Source organism: Gordonia sp. BP-119 (assembly GCF_016924115.1).
Taxonomy (GTDB): Bacteria; Actinomycetota; Actinomycetes; order Mycobacteriales; family Mycobacteriaceae; genus Gordonia; species Gordonia hongkongensis.
Genome location: NZ_JAFFZF010000039.1, coordinates 1 through 24,964, shown reverse-complemented (window position 1 = coordinate 24,964; position 24,964 = coordinate 1). Strand labels below are relative to the sequence as shown.

The window sequence follows — 24,964 nt, the reverse complement described above, 5'->3', positions numbered from 1 at the left end:
GCTCGGGGTCGGCAATCCCCGCATCCGCGAACACACAACCGGCCCGCCCGGGCCGCGACCCTACTTGCCGAAGCCGGCTCGCTTGAGCGCGTCGGCCATCGCCCCGCTGGGTGCCGGGCGTCGATCGTTCCGGTTCCCGCCTCGGTTGCCCTGCCCCTGAGCGCCCCGGCCCTGGCCGCCCGGGTTGCCCCGTCCGCCGCCACGCTGCTCGTTCCTCCGCGGCTGATTGCCGCCGCCACGAGCACTGTCCTCCCGCCCTTGCCCGCGAGGCGCGCGGGAGGGTTTGCCGTCACTGCCCGGTTCGTCGTCGAGCCGCAGCGACAACCCGATGCGTTTGCGGTCGATGTCGACGTCCATGACCTTGACCTTTACGATGTCGCCGGACTTGACGACCTCGTGGGGGTCGGAGACGAAGCGGTGTGCCATCGCCGAGACGTGGACGAGGCCGTCCTGGTGCACGCCGACGTCGACGAATGCGCCGAAGGCGGCCACGTTGGTGACCTGACCTTCGAGGACCATCCCCGGGGTCAGGTCGGAGACCTTCTCGATGCCCATGGCAAACGTCGCGGTCTTGAACTCCGGCCGCGGGTCGCGCCCGGGCTTGTCGAGTTCGGCGATGATGTCGACGACGGTCGGACGACCGAACGTCTCGTCGACGAACTCCTCGGGTCGCAACTTGGTGAGGGTCGCGGTGTCGCCGATCAGCGACCGGACATCGGTGCCCACCTTCTCGAGGATGCGTGTGACGACCGGGTACGCCTCCGGGTGCACGCTCGACGCGTCGAGCGGATTGTCGCCGTCGGCGATACGCAGGAAGCCGGCGCACTGCTCGAATGCCTTGGGGCCGAGCCTGGGCACCGCGGTGATCTGCTTGCGATCCCGGAACGCACCATTGGTGTCACGATGCGCGACAATCGATTCCGCGAGGCCCGCGGTGATGCCGGACACGCGGGACAGCAGCGGCACAGACGCGGTGTTCACGTCGACGCCGACCGCGTTCACCGCGTCTTCGACGACCGCCCCGAGTGAGCGCGCGAGCAGGGTCTCGGAGATGTCGTGCTGGTACTGCCCCACCCCGATCGACTTCGGATCGATCTTCACGAGCTCGGCGAGCGGATCCTGCAACCGGCGGGCGATCGAGACCGCGCCGCGGATGGAGACGTCGAGGTCCGGCAATTCCTTCGACGCGTAGGCCGACGCCGAGTACACCGAGGCACCCGCCTCGGACACGACGACGCTCGTCGGCGGCTTCTTGCCGGCCTCCTTGATCGCGGACAGGAGTTCGCCGGCGAGCGCGTCGGTCTCGCGTGAGGCGGTGCCGTTGCCGATGGCGATGAGCTCGACGCCGTGCTTCTCGACGAGTGCGCCGAGCACGGCGAGCGAACCGGACTTGTCGCGCCGGGGCTCGTGCGGATAGATCGTTGCGTGGTCGACGACCCTGCCGGTCGCGTTCACCACTGCGACCTTCACGCCGGTGCGCAGACCGGGGTCGAGCCCCATCGTCGTACGGGACCCGGCGGGCGCGGCCAGCAGGAGGTCCTTGAGGTTCGTCGCGAACACCGCCACCGCGTCGGCCTCGGCGGCCTGACGCAGCCGCATCCGGACGTCGAGGGACAGCCCGACGAACAGCTTGGTACGCCATGCCCAGCGCACCGTGTCGGTAAGCCAGCGGTCGGCCGGACGCCCTTGATCGGCGATGCCGAACCGGGCGGCGATCCGCTGCTCGTACGGTCCGGGGCCGGCGGGCCGGTCGGCCGCTGCCGGATCGGCGTCGAGGGTGACCGACAGGATCTCCTCGCGCTCGCCGCGCAGCACGGCCAGCACCCGGTGCGACGGAAGCGAGGTGAACGGCTCGGAGAACTCGAAGTAGTCGGCGAACTTGGCGCCGGCCGACTCCTTGCCGTCCCGAACCGTTGTGCGCAACACTCCGGTCTGCCACATCAGCTCACGGAGTTCGCCGACGAGGTCGGCGTCTTCGGCGAACCGCTCCACGGCGATCGCGCGGGCGCCGTCGAGCTGCTCGGCGGTGAAGGTCGCCGGGTCCGTCGTCGGGTCCGAGAGCAGTGCATCGGCCACCGGCTCGTGTCCGGCCTCGCGTGCGATCTGGGCCTTGGTGCGGCGCTTCGGCTTGTAGGGCAGGTAGATGTCCTCCAGGCGCGCCTTGGTGTCGGCCTCGAGGATGCGCGCATCGAGTGCGGCGTCGAGTTTGCCCTGCGCGGCGATGGATTCGCGGACGGCCTGGCGTCGGGCCTCGAGGTCGCGCAGGTAACCGAGACGCTCGTCGAGGGTACGCAGTTGCGCGTCGTCGAGGCCGCCGGTGGCCTCTTTGCGGTATCGGGCGACGAACGGAACCGTCGATCCGCCGTCCAGCAACTCGATCGCCGATCGCACCTGACCGGCGCCCACCCCGAGTTCGGTCGCGATCGCCGAGGCGATGCGGGAGTTCACGACCGCGGGATCGGGCGCGGGCACCGTCTGGGGTGCAGCGGCCGGCGAGCCGGGGGTCGCGGGTGCGGGTTCGGGCGCGGAGTCGGGTGACACAGTTTCTGACACGATCGCCGACCCTACCGGCCGACTCGGACAGCGGTCAGACGCGACCCGCCGCGCCGTGGACACGGGCGCTCTCGTACAGACAGATGGCCGCCGCGGCAGCGACATTCAGGCTCTCGGCGCGGCCACGGATGGGGATGGACACGCGGTGGTCGGCGGAGCGTTGCACCTCGACCGACAGGCCGTGCGCCTCGTTGCCGAAGAGCCATGCGACGCGGCCGGAGAGGATGTCGCCCGCCGCGTCCAGGGCGACCTCGCCATCGGCCGCGGTCGCCAACAGGCTGATGCCGGACCCCCGGATGGCGTCGAGGGCGTCGTCGACGGCGCGCTCACGCACCACGGGCACCGTGAACACGCTTCCCGCGCTCGCACGGACGCACTTGCCGTTGTGGGGGTCGACGGCATCGCCGAGCAGGATCACCGCGTCGGCGCCCATCGCGTCGGCGCAGCGGATGAGCGTGCCCGCGTTCCCGGGCTCCCGCGGCTCGACCGCGATCGCGAGGAGTCGCGGCCCGGCGGTGAGGACGGCGTCGAGCGGCACGACGAGCAACGGGCAGATCGCGAAGATGCCCGCGGGCGTGGACGTCTCGGCCAGCTTCGACGCGGCGCGGCCGGTGATCACCGACACCGGGACGCCGGCCGCCGCGGCGGTCTCGACGAGATCGCGATGACGGAACTGCTCCTCGTCGGCGACCAGGACCGCCTCGGCCCGTCCGACGGCCAGCGCCGAAGCGACGGCATTGGCACCTTCGGCGACGAAACGACCCTGGTCGCGCCGCTCGGCCGCGCGATGCAGCTTCGCATACGACACGACCCGCGAGGACCGCTCAGACAGGACCTCCGTCATCGGAGGTTCGTCCGCGCGACTCGCGGGTCGTGGGTGCTGGTGCGCAATCAGGCAGCCGGCGCGTTGACGTCGGCCGGCAGTGCCTTGCGGGCGACCTCGACCAGACCGGTGAAGGCCTCGGGATCGGTCACGGCGATGTCGGCGAGCACCTTGCGGTCGACCTCGACACCCGCGGCCTTGAGGCCCTGGATGAGGCGGTTGTAGGTGATGTCGTTGGCGCGGGCCGCGGCGTTGATACGCGAGATCCACAGCTTGCGGAACTCACCCTTGCGCGCGCGACGGTCGCGGTAGGCGTAGTTCAGCGAGTGGAGCTGCTGCTCCTTCGCCTTGCGGTAGAGGCGCGACCGCTGTCCGCGGTAGCCCTTGGAGGCCTCGAGGGTGGACCGACGCTTCTTCTGGGCGTTGACGGCCCTTTTCACGCGTGCCATGTGTTAGATCCTTTTGCTTGTCAGATGTCTGGGGTCGCTGGCGTCAGCGGTTGAGCAGTCGCTTGATGCGCGGGGCGTCGTTCTCGCTGACGACGGTGGTGCCGTCGAGACGACGGGTGCGCCGGGACGACTTGTGCTCGAGCAGGTGGCGGCGGTTGGCCTTCTGGCGGACGATCTTTCCGCTGCCGGTCACCTTGAAGCGCTTCGCGGTGCCCTTGTGGGTCTTGCTCTTCGGCATGTTCTTCCTTTTCTCGGGCGAACTCGGGCACCGGACCCGGCGAGGTCCGGTGTGTACCCGTGTTCGCGTGTCGTGATCTCGGCCGGAGCGGTTCGGACTCTCGTCCGGCCGATCGACTCAGTTCTCGTCCGCTCAGTGCTCGCGGATCAGCTCGCGTCAGGGGCGGCCTTCGGGCCACCGGAACGCTCGCGGCTCTCTTGCGCCTTCTGGCGGGTCTTCGCACCCTTGTGCGGCGCGAGGACCATCGTCATGTTGCGGCCGTCCTGCTTGGCCGAGGTCTCGACGAAGCCGTAGTCGGCGACATCGTTGCCCAGGCGCTGCAGCAGTCGGTAGCCGAGCTCGGGGCGCGACTGCTCGCGGCCGCGGAACATGATGGTGACCTTCACCTTGGATCCCGCTTCGAGGAACCGGATGACGTGACCCTTCTTGGTCTCGTAATCGTGGTCGTCGATCTTGGGACGGAGCTTCTGCTCCTTGATCACGGTCATCTGCTGGTTGCGACGCGATTCGCGCTGCTTCTGGGCCGCTTCGTACTTGAACTTGCCGTAGTCCATGATCTTGCAGACCGGCGGACGGGCGTCCGGAGCCACCTCGACCAGGTCGAGATCGGCCTCGTAGGCCAAGCGAAGCGCATCTTCAACACGCACGATGCCCACCTGCTCCGAGTTGGGTCCGACGAGTCGGACCTCGGGGACGCGGATGCGCTCGTTGATGCGGGTCTCAGTGCTGATGGGGCCTCCTTGTTCAATCCTGCAGTGGTAACCGTCGCGTCGTGGCGAGGGACGTATGCAAGAGACCTGCGGGACACCTCAGCAAGGAAGCCCCGGGACTGATGTCCGCGGGGCTCCGATACCGACCGGTTCGTCCACGCGTGCCAGTGCTGACACACGCTGCCGACGACGTACAGCTCAGCATCCAGAGATGCGATCTGCGACGATCGGCGTGAACCGGACCGTGCAACTGCGAGAACCTCGCGTCGAACGGTGGGAGCGGAACTCCACTTACGACCCCGGCGCATACCAGGGCGGTCGTGCTATGGGAGTCTAACAGCCATGGCCGAGAACTCCTATTCGTCACCTGCACCGTTACCCCCGGAGGGTGCGACGGGCGATGGCGCCGACCTGGGAGATGCGGCGCACACCGATCCCGACAACGTCCGTGACCTGGGCGATATTCCGGCCATCGAGGTCATCACCCGATCCATCGTCATGCTGATGAGCGCGGCGGCCGAGAAGCTCGGCCTGGCCGAGGGGACCCCGGCCGACCGGATCGACCTGCCCGAGGCCCGCACCCTGATCACCGCCCTGGCCGGCATCGTCGACGCGTCGAAAGCCGATCTCGGCATCCACGCCGCGCCCATCCGCGACGGCCTCAAAGGGCTGCAGCTGGCGTTCCGGGAGGCCAGTGCATACCCGGACGAACCCGGCGAGGGCCCGGGCGAGAAGTACACCGGCCCGGTTCGCGCGCCTCGGCGGTAGTGGCCTCGACACGCGGCGGCCTCGCTCCGCTCGGCCGGCGCTGCTCGACCAGCGGAGGGCCTACGCTGGACCCATGACGAATGCCGAGGAGCCCGGACGGTCCGACGAGATCATCGACGCGGAGATCGTGCCGACCGGCCCGGTGCCCGGCGCGGTTCCCGATCCTAATTACTCCGACAGCGGAGTCCCGACCTTCGACTTCGTGCGCGACAAGATCGAGAACCGCATCACCACCGCGATCGGGTCGCAGGAGCTGGCGGAGGCGAGCGCCGAGGGCCAGTCCGTCGACGAGATGATGCGTGAACGCGACGAGGCCGCGAAGAAGCGACTCGAGGAGATCCGCAAATCGATGGGTTCGTAGCGCACTCCCCCGCCGCGCATTCCCCTCCGAACACGCACATCGCCACTCCCGTTGACGCGCGCCGGTCACAAACCAGCGCTGCTACAACGGAAGTGGCGATTCGCGTTCGGCGACTCAGCCGACCGACGCCACCGCGTGACCAATGTCGACGATCTCGGCCAGGAATTTGCCGGTGTGGCTGCCCGGGGTCGCGGCGATGTCCTCCGGAGTACCTTCGCCGACCACGGTTCCACCGCCCGCGCCACCCTCGGGCCCCATGTCGATGACCCAGTCGGCGGTCTTGATGACATCGAGGTTGTGCTCGATCACGATGACCGTGTTGCCCTTGTCGACCAGACCGTTGATCACGGCGAGCAGCTTCTTGATGTCTTCGAAATGCAGACCGGTGGTCGGCTCGTCGAGGATGTAGACCGTCCGGCCCATCGACCGCTTCTGCAATTCGGCCGCCAGCTTCACGCGCTGTGCCTCACCGCCGGACAGCGTCGGCGCCGGCTGCCCGAGCCGGACATAGCCCAGACCGACGTCGACGAGTGTCTTCAGGTAGCGATGGATCGAGGTGACGGGCTCGAAGAAGTCGGCGGCCTCCTCGATCGGCATGTCGAGCACCTCGGAGATGGTCTTGCCCTTGTAGTGCACCTCGAGGGTCTCGCGGTTGTACCGCGCGCCGTGGCAGACCTCGCACGGGACGTACACGTCCGGCAGGAAGTTCATCTCGATCTTGATCGTGCCCTCACCGGTGCACGCCTCGCAGCGGCCGCCCTTGACGTTGAACGAGAACCGGCCCGGTTGATAACCGCGCACCTTCGCCTCGGTCGTCGCCGCGAACAACGTGCGGATCTTGTCGAAGACACCGGTGTAGGTGGCCGGGTTCGACCGCGGGGTGCGCCCGATCGGCGACTGGTCGACCTGCACGAGCTTGTCCAGGTTGTCCAGACCCTTGATGCGGGTGTGACGCCCGGGCACCTGACGCGCACCGTTGAGCTTGTTGGCGAGCACGGTGGCCAGGATGTCGTTGACGAGCGTCGACTTGCCCGACCCCGAGACACCGGTGACAGCGGTCATCACGCCGAGCGGGAACGACACGTCGATGCCACGGAGATTGTGTTCCCGCGCACCGACGACCGTCAGCTGGCGCTTGCGATCGATCGGCCGCCGGATGTCCGGAACCGGCAGGGTGTCGCGACCGGCGAGGTACGCACCGGTCAGCGACTTCCGGTTCTTCAGCAGGTCCTTGTAACTGCCGCTGTGCACGACGTGCCCGCCGTGCTCCCCGGCCCGGGGGCCGATGTCGACGATCCAGTCGGCGGCGCGGATGGTGTCCTCGTCGTGTTCGACGACGATCAGTGTGTTGCCCAGATCCCGAAGACGGGTCAACGTGTCGATGAGCCGACGGTTGTCGCGCTGGTGCAGACCGATCGACGGCTCGTCGAGAACATAGAGCACGCCCGCGAGACCCGAACCGATCTGGGTGGCCAGGCGGATGCGCTGCGCCTCACCACCCGACAACGAACCCGCGGCGCGCTCGAGCGACAAATACTCGAGTCCGACGTCGAGCAGGAAGCGGATGCGGGCCTGAACCTCCTTGAGGACCCGTCCCGCGATCGCGGCCTGCCGGGAGTCGAGCCGCAGTTGGTCGAGGAAATCGGCGCAGTCGGCGACCGACAGGGCGCACACCTCGGCGATCGACTTCGGCCCGAACTCCGGGTGGTCGAGCGTGACGGCAAGGATCTCCGGGCGCAGGCGCGCACCCTGACAGGCAGGACACGGCACGTCCCGCATATAGCCCTCGTATCGCTCCTTCATCTGCTCGGACTCGGTCTGGTCCATGCGACGCGCGAGGAACGAGAGCACGCCCTCGAACTCGGTGTAGTACGAGCGGGTGCGGCCGTACCGGTTGCGGAACTTGACGTGGACCTGGTGGTCGCTGCCGTTGAGCAGGGCCCTGCGCGCCTTGATCGGCAGCTTCTTCCAGGGCGTGTTGATGTCGAACTTCATCTGATCGGCCAGACCGGACATCAACCGAAGGAAGTAATCGGCGTTGTGCCCGGTCGACCACGGCGCGATCGCACCCTCGGCGAGCGACATCTCCGGGTCGGGCACGACGAGTTCCTCGTCGACCTCCTTGCGGATGCCGAGCCCGTCGCATTCCGGGCAGGCGCCGTACGGCGAGTTGAACGAGAACGACCGCGGTTCGAGGTCGTCGATCGCGATCGGATGCGCATTCGGGCAGGCCATCCGCTCCGAGAAGCGGCGCTCGCGTTCCGGATCGTCCTCCTCGAGGTCGACGAAGTCGAGCACGATGATGCCGTCGGCCAGGCGCAGACCGGTCTCGACCGAATCCGTCAGGCGCTGCTTGGCGCTGGCCTTGACGACCAGGCGGTCGACGACCACCTCGATGTCGTGCTTCTCCTGTTTCTTCAGCTTCGGCGGATCGGTCAGCTGATGGACGACGCCGTCGATGCGGGCGCGGGAGAAGCCCTGGGTCTGGAGCTCGGCGAAGAGGTCGACGAACTCGCCCTTGCGGGTACGCACGACCGGCGCGAGCACCTGGAAGCGCGTGCCCTCGTCCATCGCGAGCACCTGGTCCACGATCTGCTGGGGTGTCTGCTTGGCGATGGGCTCGCCGCAGATCGGGCAGTGCGCCTTGCCGGCGCGGGCGTAGAGGAGACGGAGGTAGTCGTAGACCTCGGTGATGGTGCCGACGGTCGACCGGGGATTGCGGTTGGTCGACTTCTGATCGATGGACACCGCGGGCGAGAGGCCCTCGATGAAGTCCACATCCGGCTTGTCCATCTGCCCGAGGAACTGCCTCGCATAGGCGGACAGTGACTCCACGTAGCGCCGCTGCCCCTCCGCGAAGATCGTGTCGAAGGCGAGGGATGACTTGCCCGATCCCGACAACCCCGTGAAGACGATGAGGCTGTCCCGGGGCAGGTCGACATCGATGCCGCGCAGATTGTGTTCGCGGGCACCTCGGACGATCAGACGATCAACCACTGCAGTCCTTACATTCTCGAGTCACAGGGCGCACAGACGGCGCACGGGCACAGTACCGACGGCCACCGACAGAAACGTCGCCATGCACTCGCCCCGGGGAGATTCGGAGTCCGACGACCGGGCGATCGGTCTCGCCGCCCGCGTGTCATCGCCGAACCGATGGTCCAGGATACGCGCGCCACGCCGGGTTTCATGGTCGCGACCGTCACATTCCGGCTGCCCGCTGTCATAGCCTGTCGGCATGACCTCCCCAGCGACACCGATCAGCGACGACTACACCGGCGACCTCTCCGAGTCGAAGACCCCACAGCGCCGCACGCTGTCGTCGGCCACCATCGTCAAGCTGTCCGTCGGCCCGATGGACAACAACGTCTACCTGGTGACCTCGCGTGCGACGGGCGATCAGCTGATCATCGACGCGGCCAACGACGCGGAGGCGATCACCGAGGTCTTGTCGGCCGTCGAGGGAACGCCGAAGCTCATCTTCACGACCCACCAGCATTTCGATCACTGGCAGGCCCTCGCCGCCGTCACCGAGTCCACCGGGGTGCCGACCGCGGCGGGGCGCCTCGACGCCGGTGAACTGCCCGTCACCCCCGACCGCCTCGTCGACGACGGTGACGTCCTCGAGGTCGGCGACCTCACGTTCGAGGCCATCCACCTCGTCGGGCACACCCCGGGATCGATCGCTCTCGCACTCACCGACGTCGACGACAGCGGCGAGCGAACCGTGCACCTCTTCACCGGTGACTGCCTCTTCCCCGGCGGCATCGGCAAGACCTGGAAGCCGGAGGACTTCGACACCCTCCTCGAGGACGTCTCGACGAAGCTGTTCGACCGCTTCGACGACTCGACCATCGTCTACCCCGGCCACGGCAAGGACACGACCCTGGGCGCCGAGCGCGGGTCACTCCCCGAATGGCGTGAGCGCCGCTGGTGATCCGGAAGCGGGCGACGCCGGTCGACTCCGGAGTGTTTGGTCGCCGTCGCGGGCGGTTACCTGTTCCTCGGATCGTTCGGCGAGTCGTGACCCCAGATGCCCCGTAGGTACGCAAACCGGTCACGGCACGCCGAGTGACCTGCAGATTCGTTGCGACAGGGTAGCGTTGAACGGGCCAGAAACGCGCTTCACCCGACGGATCTCGATAGCCAAACCCGACTGAAGAAGGTTGTGACCGATGATTCTCCGCCGTATAGCCCGTCCGCTCCTCGCCTCGGCGTTCGTCGCCAGCGGCGTGGACGCCATCCGGAGCCCCAAACCGATCGCGCAGTCCGCGGAGCCGGTCGTGGACAAGGCCCGGTCGTCGCTCCCGCCCGAGGTGGCCGGCCGGATCCCGGAGAACACCGAGACCCTGGTGCAGATCAACGCCGCCGCCCAGATCGGCGGCGGAATCCTGCTCGCCACCGGCAAGTTCCCGCGCGTGGCGTCCGTCGTCCTGGCCGGCACCCTGATCCCGACGACGGCAGCGGGCACCGACTTCTGGAACGAGGCCGACCCGGTCAAGAAGGAAGCCCAGCGCAACGCGTTCATCAAGAACGTCGGCCTGCTCGGCGGAGTCCTGTTGGCGGCGGTCGACACCGAGGGCAAGCCGTCGCTCGCGTGGCGCGGCCGTCAGAAGGCATCCGCTGTGGCCGCGGCGCTGCCGATCGGTGCCGCCGCCGGGTCGTCGACCTGGGAGCACCTCGTCGAGCGCACCCACGACGGCGCCGAGATCGTCTCCGAGCGGTCCGCCGACGCCGCGGCGAAGTTCCGCGAGCACGCACCCGAGATCGCCGAGGCCGCGCAGAAGCGCTCCCTCGAGCTGGCCGGCAAGGCCGCCGAGACCGCCTCCGATGTCGCGGATCGCATCAAGGACCGCGCCCCGGTCGTCGCCGACGCGGCTCTCCACCGGTCGTCGGAGCTCGCCGACACGGCGCTCGCGCGTTCGTCTGATCTCGCCGAGACCGCGCGCAAGCGGGGCCCGAAGCTCGTGAAGGAAGCGCAGAAGCGAGCCGAGAAGGCTCAGAAGCAGGCCGCGAAGGCGCAGAAGCAGGCGAAGAAGAAGGCTCCGAAGATCGCCGATTCGGCCCGCGACCGCGCGTCCGATCTCGCCGACACCGCCCGCAAGCGCGCACCGGAGTTCGCCGACGTGGCACGCGATCGGTCCGCCGAACTCGCCGACGTCGCCCGCGCACGGTCGGCCGAGCTCGCCGAGACCGCACGCCAGCTCGCCGCAGCTGCCGAGGACTCCGCCGAGCAGAGTCGCAAGCGTCTGCGCAAGGCACGTCGCTGATCCCTCGGGGTCTCCACGCGCACGAGCAACAGATACGAGCACGACCCTGAGCACAACCGATCTCACGACCACGGACGCGGAGCACCCGCCAGAGGATTATCCCTGGGTGCCCGCGTCCGCGGCGCTGAGAGAGGCCTCGCTGCACGAGATGACGCTCGCGGGTCCGCCGTTCGGGACGGTCCCGTCGGCCGGCTCGCGGCTCGTGATCGCAGTCGGGTCGAATGCCGCCCCCGACGTTCTCCGTCGCAAGCTCGCCCACGTTCCGTCGACGGACCGGATCTGCCTCCGCACGGTCCGCGTCACGAACATCACAGTCGGCCATTCCGCCCATGTAGCGGCCCGGGGATACATCCCGGCCGCACCGATCCTCGCAGGTGAGGGCGCGATCACTACGACCGCGGCCTGGCTGGGTCCCACCCACATCGATGCTCTCGACGCCACCGAACCCAACTATGATCGACAGACAGTGACTACGCGCGACCACCCCGTTCTCGGCCGTCCCTCTCCCCTCCTTCCGGACGAGTGGACCCCGCCTGCGACCTTCGACCTGTACGTGTCCCGGCACGGCGTCCTCGCCGACCCGGTCACCGGTGACCCCGTCCCCTTCGGCGCACAGACCGACGTTCTCGAGTGGCTGTCCCGCCGACTCGACGACGCGACGCTTGCCCGTCCGGCGTCGCAGGTCTGCAGCCGCTTGTCCGCCGACCCCCGCGCGATGACCACCCGCATCCGGGCCGCCGGACTGGCCCGGTCCCACGGGTCCCGCGCACCGCTGTCGATCGGGGACGGCCGATGACCGCCCTCTCGCCGGACACCGACCCCCGCGTGGACGAGGAACAACGGCACCTCGACCGCGTGTACGGCAGGCTGGACCGGATGCGTCGGACCACCCAGCGTCGGTTGTCGTCGACGCTCTCCGAACGCGGCGGCACACCGCAGGCGCTGTCCGAACGCGAGTCCTACGAGCGGATGTACAACGAGGATCTCGCCAAATTCGATGCCGCCGAACACAATCTGTATTTCGGTCGTCTCGACCTCGAGGACGGCGAGATCCGGCGCATCGGACGCATCGGTGTCCTCGACGACGGTTTCGCCGACGACGGCGAACTCGACGCCACCGCCACCGACGCCACCCTGCTGCTGGACTGGCGCGCGCCGCTGGCCCGGCCGTTCTATCTGGCGACGCCCGCCGCGCCCGAGGACGTCGCGCGCCGTCGCCACATCCGGACCCGCAGCCGCAAGGTCCGCGGGGTGAGCGATGAGTCCCTGACCGCAGGCGATGCGCTGCTCGACGACTTCGGACACGGCGACGTCGTCAACGAGTCGGCTCTTGTCGCGGCCCTCAACGCCGCCCGCACCGGCGAGATGACCGACATCGTCGAGACGATCCAGCGCGAGCAGGACCTGATCATCCGGTCGACGCATCGCGGGGTCACCGTCATCCAGGGCGGCCCCGGAACCGGCAAGACCGCCGTGGCGCTGCACCGAGCCGCCTACCTGCTCTACACACATCGCGAGAACCTCTCGCGCAGCGGCATTCTCATCATCGGACCCAACGACGACTTCCTGAACTACATCGGCCAGGTGCTGCCCTCCCTGGGCGAGTCCGGCGTGCTCCTCTCGACCATCGGGGACCTGTTCCCCGGCGTCCGCGCGGGCACTGCCGACCCGCGGACGACCGCCGCGGTCAAGGGCGGGCTGCGCATGGTCGACGTCCTCAAGCGGGCGGTGCGCGCCCAGCAGTCGCTGCCGTCTCGGCCCGAGTCAGTCGATTTCGACAGCTACACCGTCGAGATCGACTCGGCTCTGGTCAAGGCCGCACGCGCCAAGGCCCGCGCGACTCGACGCGCCCACAACCTCTCGCAGAACGCTTTCCTGAAGGCGGGACTCGCCGAACTCGCGGCGCGGCACGCGGCGACCATCGGATCGAGCCTGCTCGACGGTTCGCAGTTGCTCAGCCCCGCCGACATCGCCGACATCCGCGACGACATGAGCCGCGATCCCGACATCCGTGCCGCGTTGCTGCGGTACTGGCCGACGCTGACCCCGCAGGCCCTGCTTCGCGACCTGCTCGGCGACGAACGCGCGATTCGCAAGGCCACCCCGGGTTGGACGGACGCCGATCGTGCTGCGCTGCACCGTCCGTCGCGCCCGGCCACGACGTCGGGTGCGGACTTCTCGCCTGCCGACGTCCCATTGCTGGACGAACTCGCCGAGCTGATCGGTTACGGCACCGAGGACGCGGAGCGGGCCGAACGCGCACGCTGGCGTCGCCAGTTGGCCGAGGCGCAGGACGCACTGGACATCCTGACCGGCTCGGCGCCGCAGGACCTCGAGGACGAACTCGATCCCGAGATCCTGATGGCCTACGACCTGATCGACGCAGAACAGCTCGCGTCCCGCCAGACCGAGACACGACGCGCCACGACGGCCGAACGTGCCTACGGCGACCGCACCTGGACGTTCGGCCACGTCATCGTCGACGAGGCCCAAGAGCTCTCCGCCATGTCCTGGCGGATGGTGATGCGACGCATCCCGAATCGGTGGATGACGATCATCGGCGACACCGCTCAGACATCCGACGAGGCGGGCACGCGCTCGTGGGGCGAGGTCCTGGAGCCGTATGTCGCGAAGCGCTGGCAGTTCAAGGAGCTGTCGGTCAACTACCGGACCCCGAGCGAGATCATGGAGTACGCCGCGCGCGTCCTCGACGAGATCGGCAACGGCGAGAAGGCACCGACCTCGTTGCGCAGCAACGGCATCGAGCCGGTGGCGCTGCGGGCGGACGACGACTCCCCGGAGAGCATCGCCGACGCCGTCCTCCGCGCCGTCGGGCTCGCCGAACCCGACGGCCTCACCGCCGTCGTGGTGCCCGATCACCTGCACGACGCGATCGACGCGGCGCTGGCGCCGGATCGCTCCACGCTCTCGGACCGGGAACCACCCCGGGTGTACACGGTGCGGAGCTGTAAGGGCCTGGAGTTCGACACGACCATCGTCGTCGAGCCCGCTGCGATCATCGACCAGTCACCACGCGGGCTCAGCGACCTGTACGTCGCCCTCACCCGGGCGACCCAGCGACTCGTCGTCGTCCATCGGGACGACCTCCCCGACGCCCTCGCGGATCTCCCGGCCGGATGAGGAGCGCGATCCCCGCTCCGCTCCCAGTTGATGCGACCTGGCGGCCGTAGTGGACTGCGAAAGAACACTCGTGAACGTCCGAACTCTGTGCTCCCTGAGGTGGCGAAGCGAGCCACGAAGGGTGTAGCAACGCGTCTCACCAGGCCCTTCGTGGCTCATCGACCTCGACGCGCTCCTTCGTCGCTTGCTCGGCCCGGCGGCTAACGCTCCTCGCACCTCAGGGAGCAATGGTCGTGTCCGTTCTTTCGGATCAGGGAGTAATGGCTCACAAGGCCCCTTGGGCTCTAGACCAGGGGCTATGCGCTTCTTTCGGATTGGGGAGCGGGGTTGACGCGTACCTCAGGCGTTGTCGCCGCGCGACTCGGCCTCGCGGATCGCCGCGTCGATCCCCGGTCCGATCACCTCGAGCGCGTCGGTACCGACGATGCCGAGGTGATCGGCATCGACGTCGACACGGGTGACCCGCCCGCCGAGGAACGGTGTCCAGCGTCCGGCGGTGGTGTCCGGGTCGGCCTCCCCCGCCGCCGCGACGACGAGCATCGCGTCGCCGTCGTAGGTTCGGGGTCGGTGGTCGACGGCACGTCGGGCCGACGTCGCCATCCGTTGGAGCATGCGGTCGAACGCGGGTCCGTCGAGGAGTCCGAGTCCGACGACCCGCTCGCGGACCGCCGCCGCCATCGCGGCCGGATCGTCGGAGGCGGTCACCGCGTCGATGTCGATGACCGCTCGCCACCCGCCGAGCAGGTCCGCGACCGTGGCTCGCGCATCCTCCGCGGACACCTCGGCACGCGCCGCCGCCCCGTCGGTCTCGAGTTCACCGCCGGTCTCGAGTTCGTCACCGGTCGCGGGATAGCTGTCGAGGAGGCCGAGGAACCCGACTTCGGCACCCTGCGAACGCAATTCGGCCGCCATCTCCTGGGCAATGAGCCCGCCGAGGGACCAACCGACGAGGTGGTAGGGCCCCTGCGGGACGATCGCCCGGATCTCGGCCACATACCGCGCGGCGAGTTCGCGGATCGACGTGGCGGCCGTGTCGCCGGCCACCACGAAGGGGTCCTGCAGACCGAAGACCGGCCGGTCGTCGAGATACGGTGTGAGACCAGCGAACAGCCACGCCAACCCATCGGCGGGGTGGACGCAGAAGACCGGTTCGCGGCTGCCGTCCGCCCGTAGCGGCACGACGACCTGGCCCCGCGTGGCGGCGGTGTCGGCTGAGTCCTCGTGCGTCGCCTGAGCAGCGAGCCGGGCGCCGAGATCGCGCGGTGTGGGTCCGGCGAAGATCCATGCGACCTCGACGGGCAGTCCGGTCCGTCGCCGCAGCAGCGACACCAGCCGCACCGCCGACAGCGAGGTCCCGCCGAGGTCGAAGAACCCCTGGTCCGCGTCGGTCACCGCAGTCCCGGTGATCTCCGACATCGCGTCGGCGACCGTCACTTCCCAGCGGCCGGTCGGGGCCGCGGGCTCGGCGTCCTCGCGCCCCCCACCGGCTGAGTTCATGAGCGACGCGACCTCGCGGCGTCCGGGTCGCCCGTCCGCGCCGACCGGGATGGCGTCGACGACGCTGATCACCGTCGGAATACAGTGTGCGGGCAGCACTCTCGACAGCTCGCGTCGGAGGTCGGAGGCGCCGGGGCCGTCGCGGTCGACCACGACCCAGGCCCCCACCTCGACTCCGTCAATTGTCGGCTGACCGTCGGACGCCGACGCCACGACCGCTGCAGTGACGACGCCCGCCACCGCGTTGAGTGCCGCCTCCACCGCATCGAGATCCACTCGCCGCCCGCCGATCCGGGGGTGACGCTCGACCGGCCCGAGGATCTCCGGTCGTGTCATCGAGGCGTCGACCCACCGCGCCCGCATACCCGTCGCGAGCAGCGAACCGTCTGCCGTGCGCTCGTGCAACTCACCCGGCACCCGCGCCGGTACCGCCCGGCCCGCGCTGTCGAGGATCAGCGACGCACCGTCAACGGCACCGGTCACATCGACCTCGTCCAGCACCATGTCGATGTCACCGGTCACGGCGTCGAGCATGCCTAGGAAGACGTCGCGTATCGACTCAACCGTCTCGATGTCGAACAGCGCTGCGGCGTAGTCGATCTCGCCGACCAACTCGACAGCCGCACCGACGGACCGCTCCGCGAGACCGAGGGTGAGGTCGACCTTCGCCGGCGGCGGCCCCGGTTCGACGGCCACGACCTCGAGACCGTCCACGATGAGCGGCTCGGCGTCCGCGCCGATACCAGGCACCGCCGGTGTCCCGGACGACTCGCCGAGATAGTTGATCATGATCTGCACGAGCGGCGCGTGGGCGGTGGACCGGACCGGGGTGAGGTGCTCGACGAGGGTCTCGAACGGGATGTCGGCGTGCGCGAAGGCCGCGAGATCGGCGTCGCGGACCCGGCGGAGCAGGTCCTCGACCGTGTCCTCGGAGTGCACCGATGTGCGGAGCACCACGGTGTTGACGAACATCCCGATGAGCCCCGCCGTGGCCGCGTGCCCGCGACCGGAGATGGCGGCGCCGACGCTGATGTCCCGCACATCGGCCACACGGGCGAGTGCGGCGACGAAGGCGGCGTGACAGACCATGAACGGGGTCATCCCGTGCACGCGTGCGGTCGCCGCCACCGCCGCGCTGCGCTCCTCGCCGATCTGGAGGGGCAGCCGACCACCGGTGGGGTCGGCGATCGGTGGACGCGGACGGTCACCGGGGATCTCCAGTGCGGCCGGAACGTCGGCCAGCGTCTCGGTCCAGAACGAGTACTGCGCCGCCATCGGTGAGGTCGGGTCGTCGAGGTCCCCAAGCAGATCGCGTTGCCACAGCGCGTGATCGGCGTATGCGATCTCCGGTACGTCGATCGACCCGACTTCGGGGCGTCGACCGTTGCGGTACCCACCGAGGAGCTCCGCGGCCAGGATCGCCAGGGACGCCGCATCGCCGGCTATGTGGTGCAGGACCAGCACGACTCGAAACACTGGCGGCGACGCACCCTCCGCTGATACCAGCGACGTCACCACACGCAACGGCAGCTGCGTCGTCACGTCGAATCCCTCCGCGCACAACGCCATCGCGTCCTCGGGCGTCCCGGCCGATTCCCAGCGCAGTCGGGCCGCCGCCACCGAAGGATCGAGGATGTGCTGTAGCGGCACCCCGCCGTCGCCGAGCGGGTAGACGGTCCGCAGCGGTTCGTGTCGCGTCATCACAGCCGCGACCGCGGCGCGTAGTGCGTCGACATCGAGGAATCCCCGGATGTCGAATGCGATCGGCATGTTGTACGTCGGGGACGTCACGTCGAACTGGTTGATGAACCACAGTCGTTGTTGCGCATACGACAACGGGATGCGCTCGGGCCGGGGTCGTGCGACGAGCGGATGGTCGGAGACCCGACGACGCGTGACGAGTTGCGCGAGCTCGCGGACCGTCGGGGTGCGGAAGAGGTCGCGCACATCGAGGTCGGTCCCGAGCTGCTCGCCGATCCGGGCGACGACCCGCATCGCGGCGAGCGAGTTGCCGCCCAGATCGAAGAACGGCGTCGTCACCGAGATCTCGTCGAGTCCCAGCACGTCGGCGACGACGACGGCCACCGCCCGTTCGACGGCGTCGGCGGGCGGCACCATCTCGACCGGCTCGCTCCGCGGCGCGGGCAGGGCCCGGCGGTCGAGTTTGCCGGTCGCGGTCACCGGGACCGAATCGAGGACCACCCACTGCGTCGGGTGCATGTACTGCGGCAACGCCTGCCGCAGATGCTCACGGATCGCGTCGAGATCGACACGGCCGGCGAGGTATCCGACCAGTGCATCGCCCGCCGGTCCGCTCCGGACGGTGACCGCCGCGTGCGAGATGCCGTCGACACGGGCGAGGACGGTCTCGATCTCCCCGAGCTCGATGCGCTGTCCGCGCAACTTCACCTGGAAGTCTGCCCGGCCGAGGTATTCGAGCGCACCGGAGGCGTTCCAGCGCACCAGGTCACCGGTCCGGTAGAGGCGGCCTCCGTGCGGGCCGGTGGGGTCGGCCACGAACCGTTCGGCGGTGAGGTCGGGCCGGGCGGCATAACCGCGCGCCAGCTGATCGCCGCCGACGTACAGCTCGCCGACCACCCCGACCGGCGCCGGGCGCAACCCGTCGTCCAGCACCCACGTGGTGGTGTTCGCGTTCGGGCGCCCGATCGGCACGATCACGTCGCCGGGGGCGAAGCGGTACGCCGTCACCTCGACGGCCGCCTCGGTCGGCCCGTAGAGATTGTCGAGGTCCGCCTGCGGCACGAGCGCCGCCATGGCCTCGGCGGTGGCCGCCGGCAGTGCCTCGCCCGACGCGTTGACCCGCCGCAACGACGACAGTGCCGCGCGCCGCCGCGGGTGGTCGCCGATGTACTCGACGAACGCCGCCATCATCGACGGCACGAAGTGCACCGAGGTGACCCGATGCCGCTCGATCTCGGCGAGGACGTGGGCCGGGTCGATGTGGCGGCCGTCCTCGACGATGACGAGGCGGGCCCCGGCCATCAGCGGTTCGAACAACTCGGGGACGGACACGTCGAAGGTGACCGGCGTCTTGAGCAGAACGGCATCGTCGGGACGCAGCGGGGAACGCACCGCCATCCATGCGAGTCGGTTGAGTACGGCGCCGTGACTGACCGTGACTCCCTTGGGCGTTCCGGTCGAGCCGGACGTGAACAACGTGTAGAGGGCGTTGCCCGGACACGGGCGACGGAGTTCCGGCCGGGGACCCGAGCGGTCTTCCGGCGGGGCGTTTCCGTCAACGACGAGCGTCGGTACCGACAGACCGGACAGCGCGGACGGGGACACCTCAGCGGTCAGGATGACCGCGATCGACGCGGCGTCGACCATCGCGGCCACTCGTTCGGGCGGAGTCGACGGGTCGATGCTGACATAGCTGCCGCCGGCCATCACCACCGCGTGGATCGCGAGCACCAGCTCCACCGACCGCGGGATACACACGCCCACGGCCACTTCGGGACCCACGCCGTGGGCGGACATCATCTCGGCCAGCTGGGTGATCCGGTCCATGAACTCGCGGTAGGTCACGGATCGCGCACCGGCCACCAGTGCCGTCGACTCCGGTGAGCGTCGCGCGGCCGCCTCGATCGCATCGGTGACCGTCGACCACGGCACCGACAGATCGGGGCCCGCGATCAGTTCGGCGATCCGCGCGCGCTCGGCCGCGTCGGTCAGGTCGATGGCACCGACAGCCATGTCGTCGGCACCGACGACCGCCTCGAGGACCCTGGTCAGGCGGGTGATCGCGGTGCGCGCGGTCCGCTCGTCGAACAGGTCGGTGGCATAGACGATCTCGACGTCCCACGCGCCTTCGGGACGGATCGTCACCGCCACGGTCAGGTCGAGCTGGGTGGTGCCGGTGGACGCCTCGATCGGCTCGAAGGTCAGATTCGCCGATCCCGAGGGGTCGGTCCCGACCGTTCCGGTGTCCTGATCGTGCAGCACCGACAGCATCACCTGGCTGATCGGGGCGAACGCCTCCGACCGGACCGGGGACAGTCGGTCCACCAGATACTCGAACGGGACATCGGCGCGTGCGAGGGCGTTGATGTCGTCGACGCGCACCCGTTCGAGGAACTCCCCGACCGGCGTCCGGGGGTCGACGTCGGTGCGCAGGACCACGGTGTTGACGAACATGCCCACGAGGTCGTCGAGATGCGCATGGCCCCGTCCGGCAACCGGGGTGCTGATCACGATGTCGCGGGTCGCGGACAGCCTCGCCAGCACGATCGACAGCGCGGCGTGGACGACCATGAACTCGGTGGCCCCGTGGGCGCGGGCCGTGTCCGCGATCCGCTGTGTCAGTTCGGTCGGGATGGCCGCGGTGACGCGACCGCCCCGTTGCGACGCGACCGCCGGTCGCGGCCGGTCCGTGGGCAGCGGGAGGAGGTCGGGGATCCCCGACAGTCGATTCACCCAGTAGCCGACCTGGCGACCGAGAACGGACTCCGGCGAGTCGATGTCCCCCAGCGTCTCTCGTTGCCACAATGCGTGATCGGCGAACTGGATCGCCGGTGCGGCCGCCGCTGGCGCATGGCCCCCGGCACGCGCCAGATAGGCCCCCCACAGATCGGCGACGAGGGGCCGCATCGACTCACCGTCGGCGGCGATGTGATGCAGTACGACGACGAGGACGTGGTCGTCGGTGTCGATCCCACCGTCGCCGACGGCGAACAGGCGGATACGCAGCGGCAGCTCGGACGTGATGTCGAAGGCGGCATCACCGACGAGTGCGGCCGGGTCGGCGAGCTCCCGCGGAGCCTCGATGTCCTCCCACCGCAGGCGGGCCCGGGCCTCGTCGATCGGCAGGATGTGCTGCCGCGGTTCGCCGCCCGGCGCCGGGAACAAGGTCCGCAGGATCTCGTGGCGGGCCAGCAGGTCGACTACGGCGGCGCGTAACGCAGTCCGATCGAGCCGGCCGCGGAGGCGGACGGCCATCGGGATGGTGTAGGCCCCCGAATTCGGGTCCAACCGGTTCAGGAACCAGATCCGTTGCTGGGCATATGACAGTGGAATGTACGCGGGCCGTGGATCGACACGGCGCAGCGGCGGCGGTCGCGACGCATCGTCGTAAGCGGCGTCGACGCGACGAGCAAGCAGGCGAACCGTCGGCGCCTCGAAGACGTCACGGACACCGACGCGGACCCCGAAAGCGTCCCCCGCGCGGGCACTCACACGCGTGGCCGACAACGAGTTGCCGCCGATGACGAAGAAGTCAGCGGTCACCGACACGTCGTCGAGTCCGAGAACCTCGCCGACGATGGCCGCGAGTAACCGCTCGGTGTGCGTCGACGGCGGAACGCGTTCGGCGTCGGCCTTCGACGGCTCGATGGCGGGGAGGCCGGCGCGGTCGATCTTCCCGATCGGGCTGCGCGGGATGGAGTCGAGCACCATGAGTGCCGCCGGGACCATGTGCGATGGCAGATGGGTCGCGAGATGTTCACGGAGGGCAGAGATCTCGACCGGCCGTCCGGGCTCGACGGGTTCGACGTAACCGGCCAGCGAGGTCACCGGGTTCCCGACCCCGATGACCGCCGCCGTCCGCACCTGCGGGTGTGCGGTCAGGACGGCCTCGATCTCACCGAGTTCGAGCCGTTGTCCGCGCAATTTGACCTGGAAGTCGGCGCGGCCGACGTAGACCAATCCGCCACTGCGGTCCCGGCGCACGAGATCCCCGGTCCGGTACATCCGCGTGCCCGGTGCCCCGTCGACGGCGGCGACGAAGCGCTCGGCGGTCAGCGCCGGCCGTCCGTGGTAACCGCGTGCGAGTTCGGGACCGGCGAGGTACAGCTCCCCGACGACCCCCGGCGGCACCGGATGCAGCCGCTCGTCCAGGACATGGGCGCTCGCGCCAGGGACCGGGCTGCCGAGGTGGACCGGCTCGTCGACGCCGATCGGAGGCGAGGTGACGCTGATGATCGTGGTCTCGGTGGGTCCGTAACCGTTGTGGAACGCCACGTGCGCGGCCCACCGGTCCTTCTCCGTGTCGGGGACGGCCTCGCCGCCGACGAGGACGTCGGTCATGGGCAGGCGACCGGGATCCGGCAACGACGCCGCCACCGACGTCACCAGGAAGGCGTGGGTGGTGCGGTGCGTCGTGATGACGTCGGCGAGCTCGCGGCCCCCGTACACCTCGGGAGGCGCGACGACGAGCGTCGCAGCACTGCCGTAGGCACCGAGGACCTCGAGTATGGCGGCATCGAACGCGGGCGAGCTGATCCCCAGCCAGCGCGCGTCGGACCCGGATCGGTGCCGGTCGCGCAGCACCGTACTGACACCCGCGAGGCCGCGGTGCGTCACGAGCACCCCCTTCGGCGTCCCGGTCGATCCGGAGGTGAAGATCATGTAGGCGCCGGAATCGGGTGTCACCGGCCGGTTGCGACGCGGCGGGTCGAGCGCCGGGCGTTTGCGCAGGTCGGCGACGAGCGCCGCGTCGAGCCGCAGTCGCGGCGGCCACGTGGAGGCCGTGTCGGCGGTGGGCCCCTCGACACTCCCGTCGGTGAGCACCAGCACGGCGTTCGCGGCGTCCAGGACCCGAGCGATGCGTTCCGCCGGGTAGCGGGGGTCGATCGGGCAGTACACCGCACCGGTCTTGGCCACTGCCCACAAGGCGAGCTGCGCCGTCGCCGAGCGCGGGAACGCGCTGACGACCACGTCCTCCGGACCGATACCGCGGCCGATGAGGACCGTCGCGAGATGCGAACTCGCCGAATCGATTTCGGCATAGGTCCAGACGTGTTCGGGGTCCGCGGCGGCGGGGTCGACGACGGCCGGGTGGGTCGGACGCATCCGCGCCGCGTCGATGAGCAGGTCCGAGAGGAGTTCCGGGGCGGGATCGGGGTCGCCCGAGACGAGCGGGATCATCTCCTCGTCCGGGGTCAGCAGCTCGAGGTCCCCGACCGGCAGTGTGCTGTCGCCGACCGCGGACGTCAGCACGCCGACGAATCGGTCCGCGAGCCGGCGCGCGTCGGATTCGTCGTAGAGGTCCGTTGCGTAGGTGAGCGAACCGCGCCACGGAGCCCCCGCGGCCGGGTCCGTCAGAACACCGAGGGTCAGGTCGACTTTTGCCGAGTTGTCCTCGACGGCAACGGGTTCGACGTCGAGGCCGGCGAACTGCCCACCGGGGGCGCCGGGGGCGGCGAGATCGGACGTGGTGAGCAGCACCTGGACCAGTGGCGCATGGGACGCGGTGCGGGCCACCCCGAGTTCGTCGACGACGTCGTCAAAGGGCACGCCGGCGTGATCGAGGGCGTCGAGATCCACCTCGCGCACCACCCGCAGGAGGTCGGTGAACGGCTGTGCGGGGACGATCGGGGTCCGCAGCGCGACCGTGTTGACGAACATGCCGATCAAGTCGTCGGTGTCGCCGTCGCGGCCCGCGGCGGCGGTCCCGATGACGACGTCGCGGCTGCCCGACAGCCGACCCAGCACCGCGGCGAGTGCGGCGTGCAGCACCATGAATGCGGTGGCGTCGCCGGCGCGGGCGAGGATGCCGATCCCCTGCGCGACACGTCCCGGGATGACGAACTCGACGGTCGCGCCGCGCATGGTCGGCGTGGCCGGGCGTGGATGGGTGGTGGGCAGATCCATGAGGACCGGGGCGCCGTCGAGCCGGCGGGCCCACCACTGCCGGTGCTCGTCCTGCTCGTCCGCTCGTCCGGCGACCTGCAGGACGTGATCGGCGTACTGGATCGGGAGCGGCGGCCAGTCCGGGCTCCGACCGTCGCGTCGTGCCGAGTACGCGGTGAGCAGATCGCGCGACAGCGCCCGGCCCGACTCGCCGTCGGCGGCGATGTGATGGATGCTGACAGCCAGCAGCGCACTTGTGCCGGGATCGACGTACACACGGGCGCGCACGGGCAGGTCACGGGTCAGGTCATATGGCTCGGCGGCGACGGCCAACGCTTCGGACTCGGAATCCGCCACCGCCCAGTCGAATCCGGGATTCTCCGGATCGACGTCGTGGATTCGTTGCTCGGGGCGTCCGTCGCGGGACACCGGGTAGGTGGTCCGGAGAACCTCGTGACGCGCGACCACGTCCGCGAGCGCTCGACGGACGTGTTCGACTTCGACCGTGCCGCGGAGTCGGAAGGCGAACGGGATGATGTACGACGCCACCGCCGGCTCGTACTGGTTGATGAACCACATGCGGCGCTGGGCGCTCGAGAGAGGCAAGACCGACGGACGGGCCGGTGCAGCCGACCGATCCGGGACTACTGTTCCGGCCCCGGCGATGTCTGCCGCCTGGACTCGACGCGCGAGATCACGGACCGTCGGGGCGTCGAAGACGTCTCGCACCCGTACCGGGACCCCGAGCATCCGGGAGACGCGGGCCGCGAGTCGGGTCGCGGCCAGTGAGTTGCCGCCGAGATCGAAGAAGCTGTCGGTCACCGACACCGAGTCCGCGGCAGACAGCCCGAGCACGTCGGCGAAGACACCGGTGATCGCGACTTCGGCGTCGGTCTCGGGGAGCACGCGTTCGGCGGCGACGAAATTCGGTGCGGGCAGCGCCTTGCGGTCCACCTTGCCCGCAGTGTTCAACGGCAACGCGTCCAGGACGACCCAGGACGTGGGCCGCATGTACGCGGGTAGTTGCTCAGCCGTCGCGCGCAGATGCTCGACGTCGACATCCGCTCCGGTCACGTGAGCCACGAGTTGTTCTCCCGCAGCGAGTTCCATGACCGAGACCACCACCTGGGCGACACCCGGCGTGGTGCCGAGGACGGTTTCGATCTCCCCCAACTCGATCCGCTGCCCCCGCAACTTCACCTGAAAATCAACACGACCCACATACTCCAACTCACCCACACCACTCCACCGCACCCGATCACCCGTCCGATACAACCGCACACCCACCCCACCAAACGGATCCGCCACAAACCGCTCCGCAGTCAACCCCGCCCGCGACGCATACCCCCGCGCCACCTGCACACCACCCAGATACAACTCACCCACCACACCCACCGGCACCGGACGCAACCGCGAATCCAACACCCACACCGACACATTCGGCACCGCCCGACCAATCGGCACCACCACCTCACCACCCGACACCACATACGACGTCACATCCACCGCCGCCTCAGTCGGCCCATACAAATTCACCACCCGCACCCCCGGCACCAACCCCCGCAAC

Annotated in this window: 13 protein-coding genes; 6 read left to right on the top strand and 7 right to left on the bottom strand. The window is 69.4% G+C overall.

What is annotated here, in order from left to right; all coding sequences use genetic code 11:
* Positions 1-60: 60 nt before the first annotated feature.
* The 5 genes from JW364_RS19360 to infC all read right to left on the bottom strand — a co-directional run bounded on the left by JW364_RS19360 (position 61) and on the right by infC (position 4,851).
* Positions 61-2,541 (bottom strand): Tex family protein, encoded by a 2,481-nt coding sequence (locus tag JW364_RS19360; RefSeq protein WP_159371930.1) that lies wholly within the window; start codon positions 2,539-2,541, stop codon positions 61-63.
* A 46-nt stretch (positions 2,542-2,587) separates the two neighbouring features.
* Positions 2,588-3,397, bottom strand: coding sequence for an RNA methyltransferase (locus JW364_RS19355; protein WP_159370970.1), 810 nt, complete (start codon positions 3,395-3,397; stop codon positions 2,588-2,590).
* A gap of 47 nt (positions 3,398-3,444) precedes the next feature.
* Positions 3,445-3,825: a 50S ribosomal protein L20 gene (gene rplT / locus JW364_RS19350; RefSeq protein ID WP_010844357.1), complete on the bottom strand. Its 381-nt coding sequence runs from the start codon at positions 3,823-3,825 to the stop codon at positions 3,445-3,447.
* Positions 3,826-3,868: 43 nt separating this feature from the next.
* Positions 3,869-4,063, bottom strand: coding sequence for a 50S ribosomal protein L35 (gene rpmI / locus JW364_RS19345; protein ID WP_012834577.1), 195 nt, complete (start codon positions 4,061-4,063; stop codon positions 3,869-3,871).
* 146 nt (positions 4,064-4,209) lie between these two features.
* A complete protein-coding gene (infC, locus tag JW364_RS19340) occupies positions 4,210-4,851 on the bottom strand; it encodes a translation initiation factor IF-3 (RefSeq protein WP_162540013.1) in 642 nt (213 codons plus the stop codon).
* A 264-nt stretch (positions 4,852-5,115) separates the two neighbouring features.
* Here infC and JW364_RS19335 point away from each other — a divergent pair, with 264 nt between their 5' ends.
* Positions 5,116-5,541, top strand: a complete 426-nt coding sequence (locus tag JW364_RS19335; RefSeq protein ID WP_058253854.1) for a DUF1844 domain-containing protein — start codon at positions 5,116-5,118, stop codon at positions 5,539-5,541.
* Between the two features lie 73 nt (positions 5,542-5,614).
* Positions 5,615-5,902, top strand: coding sequence for a PspA domain-containing protein (locus JW364_RS19330; protein WP_165629961.1), 288 nt, complete (start codon positions 5,615-5,617; stop codon positions 5,900-5,902).
* A 114-nt stretch (positions 5,903-6,016) separates the two neighbouring features.
* Here JW364_RS19330 and uvrA read toward each other — a convergent pair whose 3' ends face one another.
* A complete protein-coding gene (gene uvrA / locus JW364_RS19325; protein ID WP_159370971.1) occupies positions 6,017-8,899 on the bottom strand; it encodes an excinuclease ABC subunit UvrA in 2,883 nt (960 codons plus the stop codon).
* A 241-nt stretch (positions 8,900-9,140) separates the two neighbouring features.
* Here uvrA and JW364_RS19320 point away from each other — a divergent pair, with 241 nt between their 5' ends.
* The 4 genes from JW364_RS19320 (at position 9,141) to JW364_RS19305 (ending at position 14,313) form a co-directional block, all read left to right on the top strand.
* Positions 9,141-9,839 (top strand): MBL fold metallo-hydrolase, encoded by a 699-nt coding sequence (locus JW364_RS19320; protein ID WP_159370972.1) that lies wholly within the window; start codon positions 9,141-9,143, stop codon positions 9,837-9,839.
* A gap of 238 nt (positions 9,840-10,077) precedes the next feature.
* Positions 10,078-11,172, top strand: coding sequence for a DoxX family protein (locus tag JW364_RS19315; protein WP_068971017.1), 1,095 nt, complete (start codon positions 10,078-10,080; stop codon positions 11,170-11,172).
* 106 nt (positions 11,173-11,278) lie between these two features.
* Positions 11,279-11,968: a hypothetical protein gene (locus JW364_RS19310; RefSeq protein WP_159370973.1), complete on the top strand. Its 690-nt coding sequence runs from the start codon at positions 11,279-11,281 to the stop codon at positions 11,966-11,968.
* Positions 11,965-14,313, top strand: a complete 2,349-nt coding sequence (locus JW364_RS19305) for an AAA family ATPase (protein ID WP_165629960.1) — start codon at positions 11,965-11,967, stop codon at positions 14,311-14,313. Before JW364_RS19310 ends, JW364_RS19305 begins: the two co-directional genes overlap by 4 nt.
* A 339-nt stretch (positions 14,314-14,652) precedes the next feature.
* Here JW364_RS19305 and JW364_RS19300 read toward each other — a convergent pair whose 3' ends face one another.
* Positions 14,653-24,942, bottom strand: coding sequence for an amino acid adenylation domain-containing protein (locus JW364_RS19300; protein ID WP_374100854.1), 10,290 nt, complete (start codon positions 24,940-24,942; stop codon positions 14,653-14,655).
* Positions 24,943-24,964 lie beyond the last annotated feature (22 nt).

Coding starts and splice junctions, on each gene's coding strand:
- JW364_RS19315 (WP_068971017.1), top strand. CDS start 10,078: ATGATTCTCCGCCGTATAGCCCGTCCGCTCCTCGCCTCGGCGTTCGTC.
- JW364_RS19305 (WP_165629960.1), top strand. CDS start 11,965: ATGACCGCCCTCTCGCCGGACACCGACCCCCGCGTGGACGAGGAACAA.
- JW364_RS19330 (WP_165629961.1), top strand. CDS start 5,615: ATGACGAATGCCGAGGAGCCCGGACGGTCCGACGAGATCATCGACGCG.
- JW364_RS19335 (WP_058253854.1), top strand. CDS start 5,116: ATGGCCGAGAACTCCTATTCGTCACCTGCACCGTTACCCCCGGAGGGT.
- rpmI (WP_012834577.1), bottom strand. CDS start 4,063: ATGCCGAAGAGCAAGACCCACAAGGGCACCGCGAAGCGCTTCAAGGTG.
- JW364_RS19355 (WP_159370970.1), bottom strand. CDS start 3,397: ATGACGGAGGTCCTGTCTGAGCGGTCCTCGCGGGTCGTGTCGTATGCG.
- rplT (WP_010844357.1), bottom strand. CDS start 3,825: ATGGCACGCGTGAAAAGGGCCGTCAACGCCCAGAAGAAGCGTCGGTCC.
- JW364_RS19320 (WP_159370972.1), top strand. CDS start 9,141: ATGACCTCCCCAGCGACACCGATCAGCGACGACTACACCGGCGACCTC.